Raw genomic sequence first — 19,675 nt, 5'->3', positions numbered from 1 at the left:
ACCTTGGGGCAGCCTGCGCAATTGATGGTTTGACTCGTGGCCCTTTGGCTGCAAGCCTAGGGCTTAATCAGGGGGACGCACATGCTCGACGAAAAGCCAATTGCAGACATCCAAAACCTTCGTGTAGAGTTCCAAACGAAGGGCGGAACGGTTGTCGCTGTTCAAGACGTCTCAATCGACGTCAAACCTGGCGAAACCGTATGTATAGTTGGCGAAAGTGGCTCCGGTAAGTCCGTGACATCGCTGTCTTTAATGCGTCTTGTCGGCTATGGCGGCGGCGAAATTACCAATGGTGTCATGACGTTCGAACACGCCGATGGCACCTCTGAGGATTTGGCCAAACGCACCAGTGAAGACATGCAAGAAGTCCGCGGAAATGAGATCGGAATGATCTTTCAGGAGCCGATGACCTCCCTGAATCCCGTCTTCACGGTCGGAATGCAATTGACCGAAGGGCTGCGCCGTCACAAGGGAATGTCTAAAAATGAGGCAAAAGAGAGAGCGATTGAGCTCTTACGGCAGGTCCGAATCCCCGAGCCCGAGCGGCGGCTAGAGCAATACCCACACGAACTTTCCGGCGGGATGCGACAACGGGTCGTGATCGCTATGGCGCTCGCCTGTGAACCGCGTCTCCTGATCGCCGACGAACCGACAACCGCTTTGGACGTGACGATCCAAGCGGAAATCCTCGCTCTCATGAACCGTCTCAAGAAAGAGACGGGGACTGCTGTGATGTTCATCACCCATGATATGGCGGTCGTTGCTCAAATCGCCGACCGAGTCGTCGTTATGTATCGCGGTGAAAAGGTGGAAGAGGGTCCGGTTGAGGAGATATTTGCCAATCCTCAACATTCCTATACCCAAGCTCTTTTGTCTGCTGTTCCCCGGCTGGGCGAGATGAGCGGCAAGGATTTGCCAGAGCCGATGAAGCTACTCGGTAAAGATGGCGGCTCCACGGACCCAATCCCCGGCACAAATGAGCCACTCCTCGAAGTCAAAAACCTAACCACCCGCTTCCCCGTCAAGGGCGGCCTGTTTCGGCGCACGGTGGCCAATGTTCATGCTGTTGAGGATGTGACCTTTACTCTGAACAAAGGGCAGACGCTTTCCTTAGTTGGGGAATCGGGCTGCGGAAAGTCGTCATGCGGACGATCTATTCTGCGGCTGGTTGAGCCAACCTCTGGTCAGATCATCATCGACGGCAAAGATATCCGGTCGCTCAGCAACTCCGCACTACGCGATGCGCGGCGCGATATGCAGATGGTGTTCCAAGACCCGTTTGCATCTTTGAACCCACAGATGACGCTCGGCGATCAGGTCGCTGAACCGCTGATCAATTACAACCTCGCCAAAGGAGCAGAGCTCAAAGAACGCGTTGCCAAGCTTTTTGACCGCGTTGAGCTGCCCCGCAGTTTCCTTGAACGCTACCCGCACGAATTGTCCGGCGGCCAGCGCCAACGGATCGCCATCGCGCGTGCGCTTGCGGTGAACCCAAAGCTCATCGTCTCTGACGAGGCGGTCAGCGCGCTTGACGTAAGCGTCCAAGCGCAAGTGCTTAATTTGATGATGGAATTGCAGGCTGAACTTGGGATTTCCTACCTCTTTATCAGCCACGATATGGCCGTCGTCGAACGTGTCAGTCACCATGTCGGCGTGATGTACCTCGGCCGAATTGTTGAGATCGGCCCACGCCGCTCTGTCTTTGAAAGTCCGCAACATCCCTATACGCGAAAACTGATGTCAGCGGTTCCAGTGGCCGACCCCAAGAACCGTATGTTGACGGGTGATCTGGACTTCACACCAATCCCATCGCCGATCTTCGACACGACTCACGAAGCTGAAGTAAGCCGTTATGTCGAGGTAGCGCCCGGGCATCATGTCTTGCAAAATAAATGGGGCGGCCATGACGGCGCGTGAACTTCTTGATCGTCTGATTGGGTTTCCAACCGTCAGCTCGAACAGCAACCTCGACCTAATTGGTTTTGTTGAACAATACCTCGATGACTTCGGCATAAAATCAACCCGTGTCCCGAATGAGGACGGTACGAAATCATCGATCTACGCCAGCGTCGGGCCAGAAGTCGAAGGAGGGATCGTTCTGTCCGGCCATACCGATGTCGTACCGGTGGAAGGTCAGGCATGGGACACCGATCCGTTTTCTGTCGTAGAAAAAGACGGCAAACTATTCGGACGTGGCACCTGTGACATGAAAGGCTTTGATGCGCTGGCGCTTGCGATGGTTCCTCATGCCGTCAAAGCGGACCTCAAACGCCCCCTCCAAATCGCGCTTTCTTATGATGAAGAAGTCGGCTGCCTCGGCGCACCTCCGATGATTGATCATATGGTCAGCCACGGACTGCCGCGGGCGTCCTCGGTCATTGTCGGTGAACCTTCGATGATGCAGGTTGTCACAGGTCATAAGGGTGGCTTGGGATATAACGTTCATTTTCATGGGTTTGAGGTGCATTCCTCAATCGCCTACCAAGGCGTTTCGGCGATTATGATGGCTGCGAAACTGGTCGATTGGTGCAACCAAATGAATGATGCCAACGCCGCTGCAACGCCATCGGCTTTGGCGGCGCAATTCGACCCGCCTTACACCTCACTCCATGTCGGCATGATTTCAGGCGGCACAGCGCACAACATCACCGCGAAAGACTGTGAGTTCGGAATGAACTTCCGCTTTGTACCCGGCGATAGCCCTGAAGGCTGGAAGAAGCGGTTCTTCGACAAAATTGCAGAGTTGGACGCGGAGATGAAAGCGGTCGTTCCCTCAACCGGCATCACAACGGAAGAATTCTTCAGCTTGACGCCGCTCACCCCCGAAGAAAACGGCAGCGCCGAAGAACTCGCGCGACGACTGACCGGAGACAACGGCAGCCACGTCGTCAGCTACGGCACCGAGGCGGGGCAGTTCCAAGAGCGTGGCTATTCTGCGGTCGTCTGCGGCCCGGGCGACATCGCCCAAGCGCATCAGCCGAATGAGTTCATAACGGTCGATCAGTTCGAAAAGGGCGAGGCCTTCTTAAAGCAGGTTGTTCACCAACTGACGCTTTAGGCCGCTTCCGGCTTCGAATTTGTGTCGGCCGCCCCAACGCGCGACATTGGAACAGCGTACTCCAGCAGAATTTGCAGTGCTTCACCCGCTGGGATGGCAGATTGACCCATCTCCATCAACTGCGCACCGGCTGCAGCCCATGAAATAGGCCAACCAGCATAGTGCTCATCATAACGGTTCAAAATGCCGATCATGTCTTTCCAATGGTCTAACAACAGAGTGATCGGCTTTTCTTCCACAAATCGCCCTTGAGGCAACTTCGCGGTTCCAAATTCAGGCGTGCCAATCTGAGCATTATGTCGAGAGACCAATTCCTGAAAATCCAGCGTTTTGGTTTCTCCAAGAAAGACCGCTTTGCTCTGCCACACGCGATAGAGCGACGAATTACTGCCAAAAACCAAATGATCGATACGCTTGGCATGGGCGGCGGGATCTTTGGGTGCGTCTTGCTGTTCAGCTGTCAGGCCTGCGGACATGGCACACGAATACCCAGCCAATGCACCGACGATTCCCAAAGCTTTTTCCAGATGGACGCCTTCGTCATTCTTGGCGATGTCAAAAATCGCATAGACAAGATCATGCCCTGTCGCCTCATAAACAACGAAGGGGTTGTTTTCTTTCGCATTTTCGACAGCTGCCTTCATCTGAGCCAGCGCAGGGCTTGCGTCTTGGTCCGAAGCAGAAATGTGTTTGGTGTCAAAGCCGAGCATAAATTTACCTTTCATCCCACACCGTTAAAGGAACGAAAAACTTCGGTAGAAAGATGGCGCTCAGGGGGCATTTATTGTGCCGAATTTGATCTATGTGGATAACTCGATCAAATCAGCCTGATCCTAGCAATTTATGGGTTAAGCATCACTCTGAAAACAACCACAGGTAGATTGATTTGCATATTTTTCGCCACAATCTGTGCGCATTTCCAGCTTGTCCCTCCGCGCTATCTTCTTAACATGACCGCGAAACAAGGAGCCTCCGATGCCGATCAAAAACCGCTTTTCCGAAATGCTGCCCGAAATCACTGCGATCCGCCGTGACCTGCACGAAAATCCCGAGATTTTGTTTGATACCCACCGGACTTCGCAAGTGGTCGCGGATCAGCTTAAGGCGTTTGGGGTCGATGAAATCACAACCGGGATTGGTCGAACCGGCGTCGTCGGCGTGATCAAAGGCAAGACCGACACCAAAGGCAAAGTGATTGGCTTGCGCGCCGACATGGACGCGCTTCCTATCCATGAACAGACCGGATTGGAGTATGCCTCCAAAACCGACGGCGCCATGCACGCCTGCGGTCACGACGGTCATACGGCGATGTTGCTCGGTGCGGCAAAGTACCTGTCTGAGACGCGGAACTTTGACGGCACCGTTGTTGTGATCTTCCAGCCAGCCGAAGAAGGCGGCGGCGGCGGTCGCGAGATGTGCGAAGACGGCATGATGGACCGTTGGAACATTCAAGAGGTCTACGGCATGCACAATTGGCCAGGCAAACCGGTCGGCACCTTCGCCATCCGTGCCGGGTCCTTCTTCGCAGCGACCGATCAATTCGACATTACCATCGAAGGGAAGGGCGGCCACGCGGCAAAACCTCAGGAAACCGTCGATAGTACCTTGGTGGCGGCGCATTGCGTCACCGCTTTGCAATCAATCGCAAGCCGGAACGCGGACCCTGTCGATCAGATTGTTGTGTCTGTGACTTCGATCGAAAGTAGCTCCAAGGCCTTCAACGTCATCGCCCAACGGGTCGAGATGAAGGGTACCGTGCGTACGATGTCCGCCGAGATGCGCGATTTGGCCGAGAAACGCATCAAAGAAATCTGCGACGGAGTTTGTACCGCGTTCGGAGCGACAGCGGATATCACCTACCACCGCGGCTACCCCTGCATGGTGAACCACGACGAGCACACAGAATATGCCGCCGAAGCAGCACGGGCTGTGTCAGGTCAATGCGAAGATGCGCCACTCGTTATGGGCGGCGAAGACTTTGCCTTCATGCTGGAAGAACGTCCTGGGGCCTATATTCTCGTCGGCAACGGCGATACTGCGGCGGTCCACCATCCGGAATACAATTTCAACGATGAAGCGATCCCAGCTGGCTGCAGTTGGTGGGCAGAAGTGGTTGAACAGCGGATGCCGGCAAGTTAACAGGTCGACACTACAACCTATTAGGGAAAGTCGATGAATAACAAACTGTTAAAGGTCCTCTGTCTCGTACTTGGGCTGGGTCCAAATCTTGCATCTGCGCAGCAAGTGCAGATTGCGGATAACTTCTTGGGTGGGCGGATGCAGTGGGATACTGCTGCCTACACACTCATCCGCTGGATCCCCACAATCGTGGATGGCGAAATCTATGTCTGTGGGGCGATTTCGACCCGCGGCGCGGCTCGGATCAAGCGGTTCGGCAGCCAGATGGAAGCCCGTTCGCGCGTGTTCATGGGGAACACGTTGATCAAGCGAAACCTCAACGAGTTCACCGACATTTCCAGCCGTCACATCGATGATGGCCTTGATGGCCAGATGGCCGGTTGCGGTGGAACGGGTGTTCAGGGGACTGCCGAAGATCTCGCAAATGTACGCCTCGATATGTTCACGGGGCCCTATCGCTAGTTGGGCGGTCAGGCATCATACGGCATTCGGTGGCTGAAAGAACCGCACGATCATAAAGAGCGGTTCTTTCACGCCATTGCCGACGCCGAAGGTGCTGGGCGGTCCATGCGCACATGGACCGTCTCATTTCGAGGATTTTCTCAAACAGAAGACCGCGCGGAGGAGTGCCTTAAACGTGCTAAGAAACAGCCGGGGTGGTTTGGCAGTCGCTGGCTTAAACGGGCCTTCATTAAAGGGCGCTACAACCGCTCTCGCCGCTATTTTCAGAAAAACCAACAGCAGATTGCGGTGTGTTGGCAGGGTCTGACCGGTACGCGGCGGGCCTTCATGTTGGGGGCCATTGATGCCGGCGCGGATACGCTTTTTGCCGAGCTCGCGCCTCTACCGGGGTACAAAACACTCGATCCGCTTGGCGTGAACGCTGAAGGCAGCATTCCGCAGGACCGGTTTGAATACGACGCTGTGGTGTCTCAGCCCGATGTCCTCGCTGCGATCGCTGGTCAATTCCAATCCCGTCAATCGCGCAGGTCAGACGTTGGACAGGCGGGGGCTCTGCCCCAAGACACCGGGCCGTTTCTTTTCGTCCCGCTTCAAGTGCCAGACGACAGCCAGATGATCCTTTTTGCCGACTGGGTGCAAAGTGCCAAAGGCTTTGTTGAAGAACTCGCGAAAGCCTCTGCGCATTTGCCGGACGGATGGCATTTGCGGCTCAAAGAACACCCATCGTCAAAGATACGCCTGACCCGCTATATCGAAAAAGCCATCAATGGCGGGGCGCGCATGGTCTTGGACAATGAGACGGACAGCTTTGAACAGCTCCGCGCGTCTCAGGCCGTTGTCACTGTGAATTCTTCAATGGGCTTGCAAGCGATGTTCTTTGACAAGCCGGTCGTCACAACGGGCCGAGCCTTCTATGCCATCCCTGGGCTGACGACCCATGCGAGCAGTGCCAAGCGGCTGAGCGACCTTTTCGAACAAGCCGAGGCGCTGTCCTTTGATCCCGATTTCCGGCAGCGGTTCCTAACGTGGCTCGCCACGGAGTATTACGTCAAAGAAGACGAAAATGGCTATGACATGGACCAACTCCGCGCCCGCGTCGCAGAGGCGCGCGCCTAATGTTCGGTCCCCGTACGATCAGTAAACTTTCGATCACTTCGCCCTCACCGGTAGCAGATCGGGCAGGTATGGCGATCTGCCTAATTGTGCGAAACGAAGAACGCCATATCGGTGAATGGGCCGATTTCCACCTCAAAGCAGGCGTTGAGCATTTCGTCGTTTATGACAACGGCTGCACCGATGGGACGGTTGATGTGCTCAAACAGCGCCTAGCGCCTGACCAACTGACACTCATGCCGTGGGATCAAAGACTGAGTGACGGGCGCAGCGGTGCCGAAATCCATAATCAGGTGCTGGCTTACGCACACGCACTGCGCAACTTCGGTGGTCGTTTTCGATGGATGGCGTTTATCGATGTCGATGAGTTCTTGATCCCAACCGAAGCCACATCCTTGGGTGAAGCACTGGCCCCACTCGAAAACGCAAAACACATCTCTCTGCCATGGCATATGTTTGGCCGAAACGGCCATGAGACAGCACCCGAGGGTGGGGTTCTGACAAATTACCTCAACCGCGCACGCGATCCCTTGGCCTCCAGCCATGCACTGAACTGGAAATGCATCGTCGATCCTTGCCATGTCACCGGCGTCCGCGTGCATGGGTTCGACATTGACGGGCGGGCCGAAGGAACCAATGACGTTGGCAAACTGGCAAAGCACACAGGCCGCGCTGATCGAAGTTTCTACTCTCGCGAGGCGATCCAGTTGAACCACTATTACACGAGGTCCAACGCCGAGCTTCAGGCCAAGATCAACCGCGGTTCCAACAAAACCGTTGAGGCGCAAAGGCATATCAAACGCGTGATGCGGATCGTCGATGCGATAGAAGCAGACACTGTGGAAGACAGCACAGCTCTCGATTTTCTGAATAGGCTCTGAGACGGCGAAGCCGGCCAGCCCCAGTCCAGCGCCCTATTGGGCGCGTTCCGACTTGAAAACGTCCACTGGACGTTTTCTGGTCAATCTCCACCCCTCCTCGCGGGAGGGGGCTTCACCCCCACCCAGGGTCGGGGGCTGGCCTTACTTCTTATGTGATAGGGTCCGCCACGGACCACGAGTTAGTGCACAGCGTATGTACGGCGTGTGTACGCCCTGTGTGCGCACGGTGTACACGTAAACTAAGGGTTTTGTGGCTTTCGGGGCTACCCGCCCGTATGGCTCATATGCCGGGAGACCTGACCATCCACGCGTTGCCGTGAATAGTCAAAATCGTGCCCCTTAGGCTTCAACGCAATCGCCGCGCGGATCGCATCTTCCAACACCATATCGCTTTCAGAACTGCGCAACGGAGCCCGCAAATCCGAATGCCCTTCCTGACCCAAACAAGTGTAAATCTCACCCGTGCAGGTCACGCGCACACGGTTGCAGCTTTCGCAGAAGTTATGGCTCAAAGGCGTGATGAACCCGATCTTTTGACCGGTCTCTTCCATCCGAATATAGCGAGCCGGGCCGCCCGTGCGCTCAGCCAAATCAGTCAGTTCTGACCGCTCCGCCAACTGCGCCCGAACGTCTTTCAATGACCAATATTGGCCGATCCTATCCTCGTTCCCAATGTCGCCCATTGGCATGACCTCGATAAAGGTCAAATCCATATCTCGCTCGGCACACCAATCGGTCAGGGTGAAGAGCTCATCCTCGTTAAACCCTTTCAACGCAACGGTATTTATCTTCACCCGCAGGCCCGCTTTCTGCGCCGCATCAATACCTTTGAGCACCTGCGGCAACCGGCCCCAGCGGGTCACGTCCGCGAATTTCTGTTCGTCCAGCGTATCGAGCGACACGTTGATCCGTCGGACACCAGCCGCATAAAGATCATCGGCAAATCGCGCCAATTGGCTGCCATTGGTGGTGATCGTCAATTCGTCCAACGCACCGCTGTCGAGATGCCGAGACATGCTGTTGAAAAACGTCATGATCTCACGCCGCACCAAAGGCTCACCGCCAGTGATCCGCAGCTTTTTCACACCCAAACGGATGAATGCCGAACACAAACGGTCCAACTCTTCCAACGTCAGCAATTCTTTCTTTGGCAGAAAGGTCATGTTCTCCGACATGCAGTAGACACACCGGAAATCACACCGATCGGTGACGGAGACCCGAAGGTACTCAATGGCTCGTGCGAAGGGATCAATCAGTGGCGCGCTCATACGGCAAACCTAGGGCTGGGCAATAGGGTGCGCAAGGGTAGGGCGATACACTTGTTCCAGTTTCTCTCCGCGCGTAGAGTCACAATCATGAGACATTTTCTTTTAGGCGCATTTCTTTTCCTCTCGGCTTGCGCGGAGCCGCTGTTTCAGACACCGACTGGTCCTGCTGTGACCACCCCACCTGAGACCCTAGACCCAACACCACCACCGCCGCCACCGCCCACCGCGCGGACGGTTGAGCAATTCGACACAACTTCGCAGGAAGATCGGATTGAAGCGATTACAGTGGTTCAAAGAACGGGTGAGAGGTCATTGGGTGTTACAAACGTTTCGCTCGGCTCCGCCACTGATCCGGGGATTTGGATTAAAACTGCTCAGGTGACGGAGCTTCAAATGGGTCGTGCTGTGTATTTGGTGACGGGAAAGTCGATTAATATTGAATTGCGCCCTTCAGGGGGAGAGGCAGGCTCAGCAAGTCAGTTGAGTTTGGCAGCCATGCGGTTGTTGGAGATACCATTGACTGACTTAGCTGATGTCGAGGTTTTCGCGAACTAGAGTTTAACCGTTAACCTATGGGCGGAGACGACCCTAGCTTGGCAGCTTCCGGGCCGCTTCCTTCCGAGCAAATGGTTTCATGTCGGCTCCATGTTTGTCCAAAAACGCCACCACTCTAGGCGCATCATGCTTTGACAACTCCCGCAGCCACCAAGCGATGGCCTTTTGAATGAACCAATCATGGTCCGGCACATAAGACGCGGCCCAGCCCAACACCCGATCCCGCGCTTCTAACTCTGCCGGTTTCGGATGGTTCTGCTTCGTCCAAGGCAGCGTCATCACCAATGCCGCGCGCCGTGTCCACATATGATCAGACCTCGTCCAAGTCTCTACCTGATCCAACCGCGACGGCTCCCAGACCAAGCGCTTTTGACCCGCCATCGACGCGTGATCCGCCACGGCCCATGCATCAAATGACGGCACCCAAGAGGCGATCAAATCCCACGCGCCTGTGTCATCGGGCCTAATCCGCGCCTGCGTAAGCAACTTTGCTGCAGCGACACGCGCTTCATGAATGTTGGTGTCCCAAAGGCCAGATGCGAGCGCAAGGCGATCATCAAGGTCCAGTGCCTTCCGCCACTCCTTCACATGCGCATCGATCACAGGGTTAGCCACACCGAGATAGGGGCGATCCAGCTTGTGATAGGCCCTCATTTCGGCAGCCTTCTGAGGATCTGACCCCAGTGCCGCTATCGCCTCTTCTGGTGTCATTCCACCGTAACCGATTTGGCCAGATTGCGCGGTTGATCAACATCCGTGCCCTTCGCAACAGCCGTATGATACGCCAAAAGTTGCGCTGGAATCGCATACAAGATCGGGGCTAGAAAATCATCGACTTCCGGCATGATTAACGTTCGCCAGGTCCCTTCGCCAGCCTCCTGCGCCCCTTTTTCATCAGCTATCAAAAGCACCTTTCCACCACGCGCCATGACCTCTTGCATGTTCGAAACGGTCTTCTCGAACAACGCGTCGCGTGGGGCCATGACAATCACCGGAACATTCGGATCGACCAAGGCAATTGGGCCGTGCTTTAACTCGCCGGAGGCATAGGCCTCCGCATGTATATAGCTGATTTCTTTGAGCTTTAACGCGCCCTCATGCGCCAAAGGATACATCTGCCCGCGACCCAAAAACAGAATATCCCGCGCCTCCGCCAACTCACCCGCAAGGGCCTGCGTCTGGCTTTCGATGTTCAGAGCTTGGTTGATCATCCCGGGGAGGGCGCGGAGCAATTTCAGCTTTTCAGCAACATCCTCCGCCGACATCTCCCCTCTATCCTGTGCGGCCTTCAGAACCAACATCGCCAAGGTTGTCAGCTGACAGGTGAACGCCTTCGTCGAGGCCACACCGATCTCTGCGCCTGCCAATGTTGGTAGTGGCAAATCGCTTTCCCGCGCGATGGAGCTTTCGGGGACATTCACGACCGAAAGGATGCTGTCCGCTCTCCCGTCCATGTATCTCAACGCGGCCAAGGTGTCCGCAGTTTCCCCAGACTGGCTGACAAACAAAGCGACCGTGCCTTTCGGCACAGGAGGCTCGCGATAGCGGAATTCAGAGGCCACATCGACTTCGACTGGCAACCGCGCGTGCTGTTCGAACCAGTATTTCGCGACCATGCAGGCCAGATAGGCAGTCCCGCAGGCGACCAATGATAAACGCTCTACTTTGCCGAAATCCAGCCCTGGGTCCGGAAGTTGCACCTGCATCGTATCGGTGTCGATGTAATGCGCCAAAGCGCCTTGCAAAACAGTGGGTTGCTCTGCAATTTCCTTGGCCATGAAGTGCTTGTAGCCGCCCTTGTCGACCATAGCGGTGTCGATCTGAATGACCTTCATATCGCGGTTTGCGATGTTCCCATTGGCATCGCGAATTTCGACGCTGTCGCGGGTTACCACGGCCCAGTCGCCCTCATCGAGATAGGTGATCCGATCCGTCATTGGGGCGAGGGCGATGGCGTCGGACCCGACGAACATCTCCCCTTCGCCGTGGCCAATCGCCAAGGGCGACCCCTTACGGGCCGCAATTAATAGGTTGTCTTCGCCGTCAAACAGAAAACACAAAGCATAGGCCCCATCGAGCCGTGCAATGGTCTGCTCCGCTGCATCGCGAGGGGCGAGGCCTTCGTCCAAATAGTATTGCGCAAGTAGGGCGATGGTTTCGGTATCGGTGTCGGTCGAATACCCGATGTCTTTTTCAGCGAGAAATTCACGCAATTCCTTGAAATTCTCAATAATCCCGTTGTGAACCACGGCAACCCGTCCAGCCCGATGCGGATGGGCATTGTCCACCGAAGGCGCGCCATGCGTGGCCCACCGCGTATGTCCAATGCCCGCCTTCCCAGCCAAAGGCTCGTGCACCAACAAATCAGACAAGTTCACCAACTTCCCAACGGCACGACGGCGATCCAGTTTCAGGTCATTGATTGTCGCAATACCCGCACTGTCGTAGCCGCGATATTCCAAGCGCTTTAGTGCATCGACCAAGATCGGCGCGGCTTCGTGGTTGCTCAAGACCCCTACAATTCCGCACATCGTCAGGCTCCTTTCGCCTGTTTTGCCTTCTTCGACTTTAACTTTTCGAACATTCGACGGGCGAGGCCCTTTTTGTTGTCCTGTCGTCCGCGCGCCACCGCAAGGTCGCCATCCGGCACGTCAGAGGTGATCACAGAACCGCTCGCCGTCATGGCTTCATGGCCAATTGTGACAGGGGCCACGAGCATCGTGTTGGAGCCGATAAAGGCATCTTCGCCTACGGTTGTTTTGTGCTTGAAAACGCCATCATAATTGCAGGTGATCGTGCCGGCACCAACATTCGTCCGCGCGCCAATCTCAGCGTCACCGATGTAGGATAGGTGGTTCACCTTTGCGCCTTCAGCAAGAACAGCATTCTTAACTTCGACGAAATTTCCGACCTTCGCCGCTTCCTGAAGTTCTGCCCCGGGCCGAAGGCGCGCATATGGCCCGACCACGGCATCGCGCGACACATGACAGCCTTCTAGATGTGAGAACGCGCGGATCGTTGCGCCGCTTTCGACAGTCACTCCAGATGCGAAGACCACGTTCGGTTCGATGATTGCATCGCGCCCGACGACAGTGTCATGCGCAAAATAGACGGTCTCGGGCGCGGCCATGGCAACGCCGTCGTCCAACGCGGCTTGTCGCGCACGCGTTTGAAAAGCTGCTTCCGCCGCCACCAGTTCAGCGCGGCTGTTAATGCCCAAGGTTTCCGCCTCGTCACAGCGCACGACCGCCGTGGAAAGCCTGCGATCTCGGGCGATGCCAATGATGTCGGTGAGGTAGTATTCGCCCGCCGCATTGTCGTTTCCGACCGCTTCAATAAGCAAAAACAAAGTCTGCGCATCCGCCGCAACAACGCCGCTGTTGCATAACGTAATCGCCCTTTCTACCTCCGATGCATCCTTGAATTCCACAATCTTTTCAAGCGTATCGCCGTTCGTCACCAATCGGCCATATCGCGCCGGATCAGCGGCATCGAAGCCAAGAACAACTACATCCGTGCTCGCCTGTTTCTCTTGCAAGGCTTCCAGGGTCTCACTCGAAATAAACGGAGTATCCCCATAGAGAACGATAGCAGTGCCCTCGAAACCGTCTAGCACTTCTTTTGCTTGAGCCACCGCGTGGGCCGTTCCCAATTGCTCAGCTTGAACAACAACCTGCGCTTCTGGATTCCAATTCAGTGCGGCTTTCTCAACCGCCTCAGCCCCGTGGCCAGCAACCACGATGGTTCGCTCGGCATCAAGCGGGACGGCTGATTTCATCGCGTGAACCAACAACGGCGCCCCAGCAATAGGGTGCAAGACTTTCGGTAAATCCGATTTCATACGGGTGCCTTTGCCCGCTGCCAAAATAATAAGGGCTGTCGCCATGAAAGTTCTAAACCTTTTTCTTTTCTTGGCGTTTTACCGGAACGGGCACTGACCTCAAGCCTTTGGGGCTTCACTTCCGATTACGCATCGTTACAGAAGGGCATAAGGGAGAACGACACTTATGCGTACAGTGGTCTTTGATTTGGACGGCACTTTGGCTGATACCAGCGGTGATTTGATTGCCGCCGCCAATTCTTGTTTTCGTGGTCTTGGTTTGGGCGATGTCCTTGATCCTGTGAAAGATGCGGGAACCGCGCTGCGTGGCGGGCGTGCGATGTTGCGATTAGGATTTGAGAAGACGGGCAGTCACGGCGAAGATGAAGTGGATCGCCAGTATCCGATATTGCTTGAAGCATACGCGCGCGATTTGGATCGGCATACAGTGCTCTATCCCGGCGCGATGGAAGCGGTCCGGCAGTTGAAAGCGGACGGATATGTCGTCGCGATTTGTACGAATAAGCCCGAAGCCTTGGCCGAGGCACTTATGCGTCGTCTAGGCGTTCGAGAAGAGTTTGATGCGCTCCTAGGGGCAGATAGCTTGCCAGTTCGCAAACCCGATCCCACGCATCTGTTCGAAACCGCGAAACGCGCAGGCGGTGATCCGAAGCGCATGCTGCTCGTCGGCGACTCGGACACGGATCGCAATACTTCTGCGAATGCAGGGGTCCCTTCGATTTTGGTCACATTCGGACCGAGCGGTGAGGATATGGCGGCGCTGGAGCCAGAAGCGTTATTGGACGACTACGCCGACTTGCCACGGATTGTGAAAGACCTCATTGGTTAAGCACTATTCGGATCATCCGAAAAGAGGTGTTGGGCCACCCAATGCGGTGGAAACGTCAACGAGCAAAGGATTGACCAAAGCCAATCCAATCCCCAAGACTTTGGCCATGACGGAAGTTTTTACAGGCAGTTTCACGCAACAAGAGCCGATCCCCGAGGAAGGGATCGAAGCGGCGCTCGCTGTGATGCGCGGCGGCCGGTTGCACCGGTATAACGTCGCCGATGGCGAAATTGCGCAAACAGCTTTGCTGGAAGAAGAATTCGCTGCGAGTGTCGGGGCGAAGTATTGCCTCGCCGTCGCGTCTGGTGGCTACGCGATGGGGGCCGCTTTACGTGCGCTGGGCCTTGGGCCGGGGGGTAAGGTTTTGACTAATGCGTTCACGCTGGCGCCAGTGCCGGGCGCAATAGCAAGCGTCGGCGCGATCCCTGTTTTTGTGGGCGTCACGGAAAACCTCACCATCGATTTGGATGATTTGGCGGCTAAGGCGGATCAGGCCGACATCCTAATGCTCAGCCACATGCGTGGGCACCTTGCCGATATGGATGCTTTGATGGCGATCTGTGATGCGAATGGGGTTACTGTGATCGAGGATTGCGCGCATACCATGGGGGCCGCGTGGAACGGCGTTCCGTCAGGCCGCTACGGTAAAATCGGGTGTTATTCGACCCAAACATATAAACACGTGAACTCAGGCGAGGGCGGGTTTCTGGTGACTGACGATGCCGAGGTCATGGCCCGTGCGATTATGCTGTCCGGCAGCTACATGCTTTTCGAACGCCACCGCGCCGCACCGCCGTCTGAAGCATTCGCGCAAATCAAGTATGAAACGCCGAATGTCTCCGGTCGGATGGATAACCTGCGTGCCGCAATCCTACGCCCTCAGTTGCGCGATCTGGCGGCCCAAGCGGCGCGTTGGAACGAACGCTATCGCGTGATGGAGGAAGGGCTGACCGGAGTGTCTGGCCTCACACTGACTACACGCCCGGACAAAGAATACTTCGTTGCTTCATCTTTCCAGTTTCTGCTTTTGGATTGGGCAGATGAGGCCGTGAACGAAGTAATCACACGCTGCGCGAAACGCGGCGTCGAGCTGAAATGGTTTGGCGGGGCAGAACCTGCTGGATTTACCTCTCGCTATGACAGTTGGCGCTATGTTGAAGCTGATCGGATGCCAAAAACGGATCGCATCTTATCTGCTATCGTAGATATGCGTTTGCCTCTTACTTTCAGCTTGGAGGATTGCGCCCTCATTGCGCGGATCATTCGACAGGAGGTCGAAACAGTTTATCAAGCCAGCGCCTAACCTGCGTTGGCGAGGCAATTCCGCGCACTATCTGTTTGGTATGACAGATCGACCAGATATCTCCGACTGCGCTGACGCAGCAACCTTTCGCCAGTGGTATTACCTGAAAGAAGAGCTTGTCGCCTTCGCCCGTGATCATGGGTTTCAAAGCACGGGTGGCAAATTCGAGATTGCTGACCGGATCGCGTACTACTTAGATCATGGCGAAGCACCGCCACCAGCACCAAAAGCGCGCAAAGCGACTTCTACTTTTGACTGGCATTCTGGGGATTTGAGCGACGCAACTGTCATTACGGACAGCTACAAAAACACCCAGAACGTGCGGCGGTATTTCAAACGCCACATCGATGGTTTCGCTTTTTCGATACCCTTGATGGACTGGATGAAAGCAAACGCGGGGAAGACTCTTGCCGACGCTGTCGTCGAGGCAAAGCGGATCAAAGACGCCAAACGGAAAGGTGTAAAGCAGCCGGACCAACCTCACAATCAATACAACGCCTACACCCGTGCCTATTTTGCGGCCGTCGCGGATGGAACGCAGGAAGTGGTGCGGGCGCTTTGGGCGGAGCGGCGGAAGCGGCCGGGGCCATATGTATTTGACTTGAAAGACCTTGATCTTGTTCGAGCGCAGGAATGATCACGACAAAATGCTGGACAGCTTAGACGCCTTCCGATTAAAATGAACAAGTGTTCAATTAATTGAGAGACTCACCCAATGTTCCTGTCTTCCATGACGTTCGATCTTGGCGAAGAAACCAATGCGTTGCGGGATATGGTCCACGCTTGGGCGCAAGATCGGGTGAAACCACTGGCTGCTCAGATCGATAAGGACAACGAATTTCCCTCTGAGCTTTGGAAAGAGATGGGGGAGCTTGGTCTTCTTGGCGTGACTGTTGGCGAAGACTACGGCGGGGCGGGAATGTCCTATCTTGCTCACACCGTCGCCATCGAGGAAATTGCACGGGCCAGTGCATCGGTCAGCCTCAGCTACGGTGCGCATTCGAACCTTTGTGTCAATCAGATCAAACTGAACGGCTCAGAAGAGCAAAAGCAGAATTATCTGCCGCGCCTGATTTCGGGTGAGCATGTCGGGGCTTTGGCTATGTCAGAAGCCGGGGCAGGGTCGGACGTGGTTTCGATGTCGCTCAGAGCGGAAAAGCGGAATGATCATTACCGGTTGAACGGCAATAAGTACTGGATCACCAACGGGCCCGACGCGGATACATTGGTCGTTTACGCGAAATCCGATCCCGATGCGGGCTCCAAAGGGATCACGGCGTTTTTGATCGAGAAAGAGATGACGGGTTTCTCGACATCTGTGCATTTTGACAAGCTGGGGATGCGCGGATCGAACACAGCGGAGTTGATTTTCGAAGATGTCGAGGTGCCGTTTGAGAACGTCTTGGGCGAAGAAGGCAAAGGCGTTCGAGTACTGATGTCCGGCTTGGATTATGAACGTGTTGTTCTGGCTGGCATTGGCCTTGGCATAATGGCGGCCTGTCTGGATGAGGTCATGCCCTATATTTCCACCCGAAAACAGTTTGGAGAGCCGATCGGGAATTTCCAACTGATGCAGGGTAAAATCGCGGATATGTACACGGCGATGAATTCTGCGCGGGCTTATGTTTATGAGGTCGCGCGTGCGTGTGATGCTGGGACCGTGACGCGACAAGACGCGGCGGCGTGTTGTCTTTATGCGTCCGAAGAGGCGATGAAGCAGGCGCATCAAGCGGTGCAAGCGATGGGCGGTGCGGGGTTCCTGAATGACGCGCCGGTTGCAAGAATTTTCCGCGACGCCAAGCTGATGGAGATTGGGGCTGGCACCTCCGAAATTCGCCGTATGCTGGTCGGGCGCGAACTCATGGGGACAATGAGATGAAGTGGTCTGCCCTCGCGCTCGTGATGCTTGCGTCACCGGTTGTTGCAGAACAACATTTGGCCGAGTTACGTCAAAGCATCTTGTCTTGCGAAAGCCGAGACTGCGTTGGGGAGGCGGCGAGTTTTTGCATGGACAATACCGAAGGTGGCCAATCGACATTCGGGATGCAAAATTGCCTGATCCAAGAAATGCAGATCTGGGACGAATTGTTGAACGAGGCCTATGGAGACGCGCGAGCGACGGCAAAATCGTTGGATGCTGCTGATTTGGAAACCTTCCCTGAATATGCCGTGCGCGAAACGCAAGTCCGCGATGCGCAGCGCGCTTGGATCACGTACCGCGATGCAAATTGCGCAATGGACTATGGCCTTTGGGGCTCCGGTTCCATGCGTGTGATTTGGGGCGCCGAGTGTTTGCTACGAATGACCGCCGAACGCACATTCGAATTGCGCATCTATGCGGATGGTTTGAAATGAGAAGCTGGGTTCTGTTCATCCCATTCGCCGCGTTGGTCGTCCTGTCGGGCTATCTCGGCTATCAGATGGGCAAGGTTGCACCTCCCTCCGAAGGCGACGTCATCGCGCGCTGGGCGGAGAAATATGTCGCTTGGGCGGGCGGTGATGCGAAAGCCACCGATTGTTCTGCGACCCCTGGTCGGGGCGAGGTTTGGATGATCATAACCTGCGTCCCCGACGCGCCACAGCAATCGATAAGTTACCAAGTCAACCGCGCTGGCCAATTGGTTCAGCCGGGCGCAGGGCAATCAGGACCGGAGGCTTAATGTCACGCGAACAGCATTTAGAAGCCTTATCGCTCGTACAATCCGCTGCCAATGCAGCTGCTGCCGGTGGCGGTGAGAAATCTCGGGAACGCCATCTCAGCCGTGGCAAGATGCTACCCCGTGATCGTGTGGCGAACCTGTTGGATGCGGGATCGCCGTTCCTCGAAGTTGGTGCGACGGCGGCACATGGCATGTACGATGGCGCGGCTCCTTGTGCTGGCGTGGTCGCGGGCGTCGGGCGCGTCCATGGTCAAGAGGTCATGGTTGTTTGTAACGATGCAACAGTGAAGGGCGGCACCTACTATCCGATGACCGTCAAAAAGCACCTGCGCGCACAAGAGATTGCAGAGCAGTGCCGGTTGCCTTGCGTCTATTTGGTCGACAGCGGAGGCGCCAATCTGCCCAATCAGGATGAGGTGTTCCCGGACCGCGAACATTTCGGCCGCATCTTCTACAATCAGGCGCAAATGTCTGCCAAAGGCATCCCGCAGATTGCCACCGTAATGGGCTCTTGCACGGCGGGCGGGGCCTATGTGCCCGCAATGGCGGATGTCTCCATCATCGTGAAAGAGCAGGGGACGATCTTCCTGGCCGGTCCGCCGTTGGTCAAGGCCGCCACGGGTGAAGTTGTCAGTGCCGAAGATCTTGGCGGCGGCGACGTGCACACGCGCCTTTCCGGTGTCGCGGATTATCTGGCAGAGGATGACGCCCATGCGCTCGCCTTGGCGCGACAGGCGGTGGCCTCTTGTGCGTTGGATAAGGCGGTCTCACTAAAGCGTGAAACGCCGGAACTGCCCGCACTCGATCCTGACGGACTCATTGATGTCGTTCCAGCGGATCTCCGCACGCCCTATGACATTCGCGAAGTCATCAAGCGGATCGTCGATGGGTCTCGGTTTGATGAATTCAAGGCGCGTTTTGGGGAAACCCTTGTGACAGGGTTCGCCCATATCGAAGGGTGGCCTTGCGGGATAATTGCAAACAACGGCGTGCTGTTCTCAGAAGCCGCGCAAAAGGGCGCACATTTTATGGAACTGTGCAGTCAGCGCAAGATCCCTCTGATTTTCTTGCAGAATATCACTGGCTTTATGGTCGGTCAGAAGTACGAAAACGAAGGTATCGCGCGGCACGGAGCCAAGATGGTTACGGCTGTCGCCACGACAAAAGTGCCCAAGATCACTATGGTGGTTGGAGGTTCTTATGGGGCGGGCAACTACGGCATGGCCGGGCGCGCCTATTCTCCGAATTTCATGTGGTCATGGCCCACATCGCGCACGGCTGTGATGGGCGGGGAACAGGCGGCTGGCGTGCTTGCGACGGTGCGCCGAGACGCCATCGAGCGTAAAGGCGGGGATTGGAGTGCTGAGGACGAAGTAGCCTTCAAACAACCCACTATCGACATGTTTGAGGAACAGTCGCATCCGCTCTATGCCTCTGCCCGTCTTTGGGACGACGGCATCATCGACCCACGTAAAAGCCGCGAGGTGTTGGCTTTGTCATTATCCGCGTCATTGAACGCTCCAATAGAGGACACGCAGTTCGGCGTGTTCCGGATGTGACGGAGGT

General features: G+C 55.8%; 19 protein-coding genes. 14 read left to right on the top strand and 5 right to left on the bottom strand.

All coding sequences use genetic code 11. From position 1 onward, the window contains the following. The first annotated feature begins 81 nt into the window (after positions 1 to 81). On the top strand, positions 82 to 1,917 hold the full coding sequence (locus tag BUA85_RS05150; protein ID WP_072899780.1) for an ABC transporter ATP-binding protein: 1,836 nt from the start codon (positions 82 to 84) through the stop codon (positions 1,915 to 1,917). Continuing rightward, the gene (gene argE / locus BUA85_RS05145) at positions 1,904 to 3,058 is read left to right on the top strand and encodes an acetylornithine deacetylase (RefSeq protein WP_072899779.1); all 1,155 of its coding nucleotides are present in this window, start codon (positions 1,904 to 1,906) and stop codon (positions 3,056 to 3,058) included. The genes BUA85_RS05150 and argE overlap by 14 nt, the downstream gene beginning before the upstream one ends. On the opposite strand, the gene BUA85_RS05140 is transcribed toward argE, so the two are convergent. After that, positions 3,055 to 3,783 (bottom strand): hypothetical protein, encoded by a 729-nt coding sequence (locus BUA85_RS05140; protein ID WP_072899778.1) that lies wholly within the window; start codon positions 3,781 to 3,783, stop codon positions 3,055 to 3,057. The two genes, argE and BUA85_RS05140, sit on opposite strands and share 4 nt — an antisense overlap. Before the next feature lie 250 nt (positions 3,784 to 4,033). On the opposite strand from BUA85_RS05140, the gene BUA85_RS05135 reads away from it, so the two are divergent. The 4 genes from BUA85_RS05135 to BUA85_RS05120 are packed head-to-tail and all read left to right on the top strand — an operon-like array spanning position 4,034 to position 7,653. Continuing rightward, complete coding sequence (locus BUA85_RS05135) at positions 4,034 to 5,197, top strand: M20 aminoacylase family protein (protein ID WP_072899777.1); 1,164 nt, start codon at positions 4,034 to 4,036, stop codon at positions 5,195 to 5,197. A 33-nt stretch (positions 5,198 to 5,230) separates the two neighbouring features. Further along, positions 5,231 to 5,659 (top strand): hypothetical protein, encoded by a 429-nt coding sequence (locus tag BUA85_RS05130; protein WP_072899776.1) that lies wholly within the window; start codon positions 5,231 to 5,233, stop codon positions 5,657 to 5,659. Next, complete coding sequence (locus BUA85_RS05125) at positions 5,660 to 6,775, top strand: capsular polysaccharide export protein, LipB/KpsS family (protein WP_083526180.1); 1,116 nt, start codon at positions 5,660 to 5,662, stop codon at positions 6,773 to 6,775. It begins immediately after the preceding gene. Continuing rightward, complete coding sequence (locus BUA85_RS05120) at positions 6,775 to 7,653, top strand: glycosyltransferase family 92 protein (RefSeq protein ID WP_072899775.1); 879 nt, start codon at positions 6,775 to 6,777, stop codon at positions 7,651 to 7,653. The genes BUA85_RS05125 and BUA85_RS05120 overlap by 1 nt, the downstream gene beginning before the upstream one ends. Positions 7,654 to 7,916: 263 nt before the next feature. Here the strand turns inward: BUA85_RS05120 and moaA are convergent, their stop codons facing one another. Then, complete coding sequence (moaA, locus tag BUA85_RS05115) at positions 7,917 to 8,921, bottom strand: GTP 3',8-cyclase MoaA (RefSeq protein ID WP_072899774.1); 1,005 nt, start codon at positions 8,919 to 8,921, stop codon at positions 7,917 to 7,919. A gap of 87 nt (positions 8,922 to 9,008) precedes the next feature. Here moaA and BUA85_RS05110 point away from each other — a divergent pair, with 87 nt between their 5' ends. Further along, entirely contained in the window at positions 9,009 to 9,476 is a 468-nt protein-coding gene (locus BUA85_RS05110) for a D-galactarate dehydratase (RefSeq protein WP_072899773.1), read from the top strand. Positions 9,477 to 9,509: 33 nt separating this feature from the next. Here BUA85_RS05110 and BUA85_RS05105 read toward each other — a convergent pair whose 3' ends face one another. Genes BUA85_RS05105 through glmU form a run of 3 tightly spaced genes read right to left on the bottom strand, consistent with a single transcriptional unit; the run spans position 9,510 to position 13,362 of the window. Further along, complete coding sequence (locus BUA85_RS05105; protein ID WP_072899772.1) at positions 9,510 to 10,187, bottom strand: DNA alkylation repair protein; 678 nt, start codon at positions 10,185 to 10,187, stop codon at positions 9,510 to 9,512. Next, complete coding sequence (gene glmS / locus BUA85_RS05100; protein ID WP_072899771.1) at positions 10,184 to 12,007, bottom strand: glutamine--fructose-6-phosphate transaminase (isomerizing); 1,824 nt, start codon at positions 12,005 to 12,007, stop codon at positions 10,184 to 10,186. The genes BUA85_RS05105 and glmS overlap by 4 nt, the downstream gene beginning before the upstream one ends. 2 nt (positions 12,008 to 12,009) lie before the next feature. Then, positions 12,010 to 13,362 (bottom strand): bifunctional UDP-N-acetylglucosamine diphosphorylase/glucosamine-1-phosphate N-acetyltransferase GlmU, encoded by a 1,353-nt coding sequence (gene glmU / locus BUA85_RS05095; RefSeq protein WP_072899770.1) that lies wholly within the window; start codon positions 13,360 to 13,362, stop codon positions 12,010 to 12,012. Between the two features lie 121 nt (positions 13,363 to 13,483). Here glmU and BUA85_RS05090 point away from each other — a divergent pair, with 121 nt between their 5' ends. The 7 genes from BUA85_RS05090 (at position 13,484) to BUA85_RS05060 (ending at position 19,668) form a co-directional block, all read left to right on the top strand. Further along, on the top strand, positions 13,484 to 14,146 hold the full coding sequence (locus BUA85_RS05090; protein WP_072899769.1) for an HAD-IA family hydrolase: 663 nt from the start codon (positions 13,484 to 13,486) through the stop codon (positions 14,144 to 14,146). 106 nt (positions 14,147 to 14,252) lie between these two features. Continuing rightward, positions 14,253 to 15,449, top strand: coding sequence for a DegT/DnrJ/EryC1/StrS family aminotransferase (locus BUA85_RS05085; RefSeq protein WP_072899768.1), 1,197 nt, complete (start codon positions 14,253 to 14,255; stop codon positions 15,447 to 15,449). 40 nt (positions 15,450 to 15,489) lie between these two features. Further along, positions 15,490 to 16,086: a DUF6434 domain-containing protein gene (locus tag BUA85_RS05080; protein ID WP_072899767.1), complete on the top strand. Its 597-nt coding sequence runs from the start codon at positions 15,490 to 15,492 to the stop codon at positions 16,084 to 16,086. Between the two features lie 78 nt (positions 16,087 to 16,164). Next, the gene (locus BUA85_RS05075) at positions 16,165 to 17,328 is read left to right on the top strand and encodes an isovaleryl-CoA dehydrogenase (protein WP_072899766.1); all 1,164 of its coding nucleotides are present in this window, start codon (positions 16,165 to 16,167) and stop codon (positions 17,326 to 17,328) included. Beyond that, positions 17,325 to 17,804, top strand: a complete 480-nt coding sequence (locus BUA85_RS05070; RefSeq protein ID WP_072899765.1) for a lysozyme inhibitor LprI family protein — start codon at positions 17,325 to 17,327, stop codon at positions 17,802 to 17,804. The genes BUA85_RS05075 and BUA85_RS05070 overlap by 4 nt, the downstream gene beginning before the upstream one ends. Next, entirely contained in the window at positions 17,801 to 18,109 is a 309-nt protein-coding gene (locus BUA85_RS05065; RefSeq protein WP_072899764.1) for a hypothetical protein, read from the top strand. The genes BUA85_RS05070 and BUA85_RS05065 overlap by 4 nt, the downstream gene beginning before the upstream one ends. After that, positions 18,109 to 19,668, top strand: a complete 1,560-nt coding sequence (locus BUA85_RS05060) for a carboxyl transferase domain-containing protein (protein WP_072899763.1) — start codon at positions 18,109 to 18,111, stop codon at positions 19,666 to 19,668. Before BUA85_RS05065 ends, BUA85_RS05060 begins: the two co-directional genes overlap by 1 nt. Positions 19,669 to 19,675 lie beyond the last annotated feature (7 nt).

Origin of the sequence: Cognatiyoonia sediminum, assembly GCF_900129845.1 — a bacterium.
GTDB lineage: Bacteria > Pseudomonadota > Alphaproteobacteria > Rhodobacterales > Rhodobacteraceae > Cognatiyoonia > Cognatiyoonia sediminum.
Note: the sequence above shows the minus strand (reverse complement) of the source record. Positions and strands in the feature narration are given on the sequence as shown.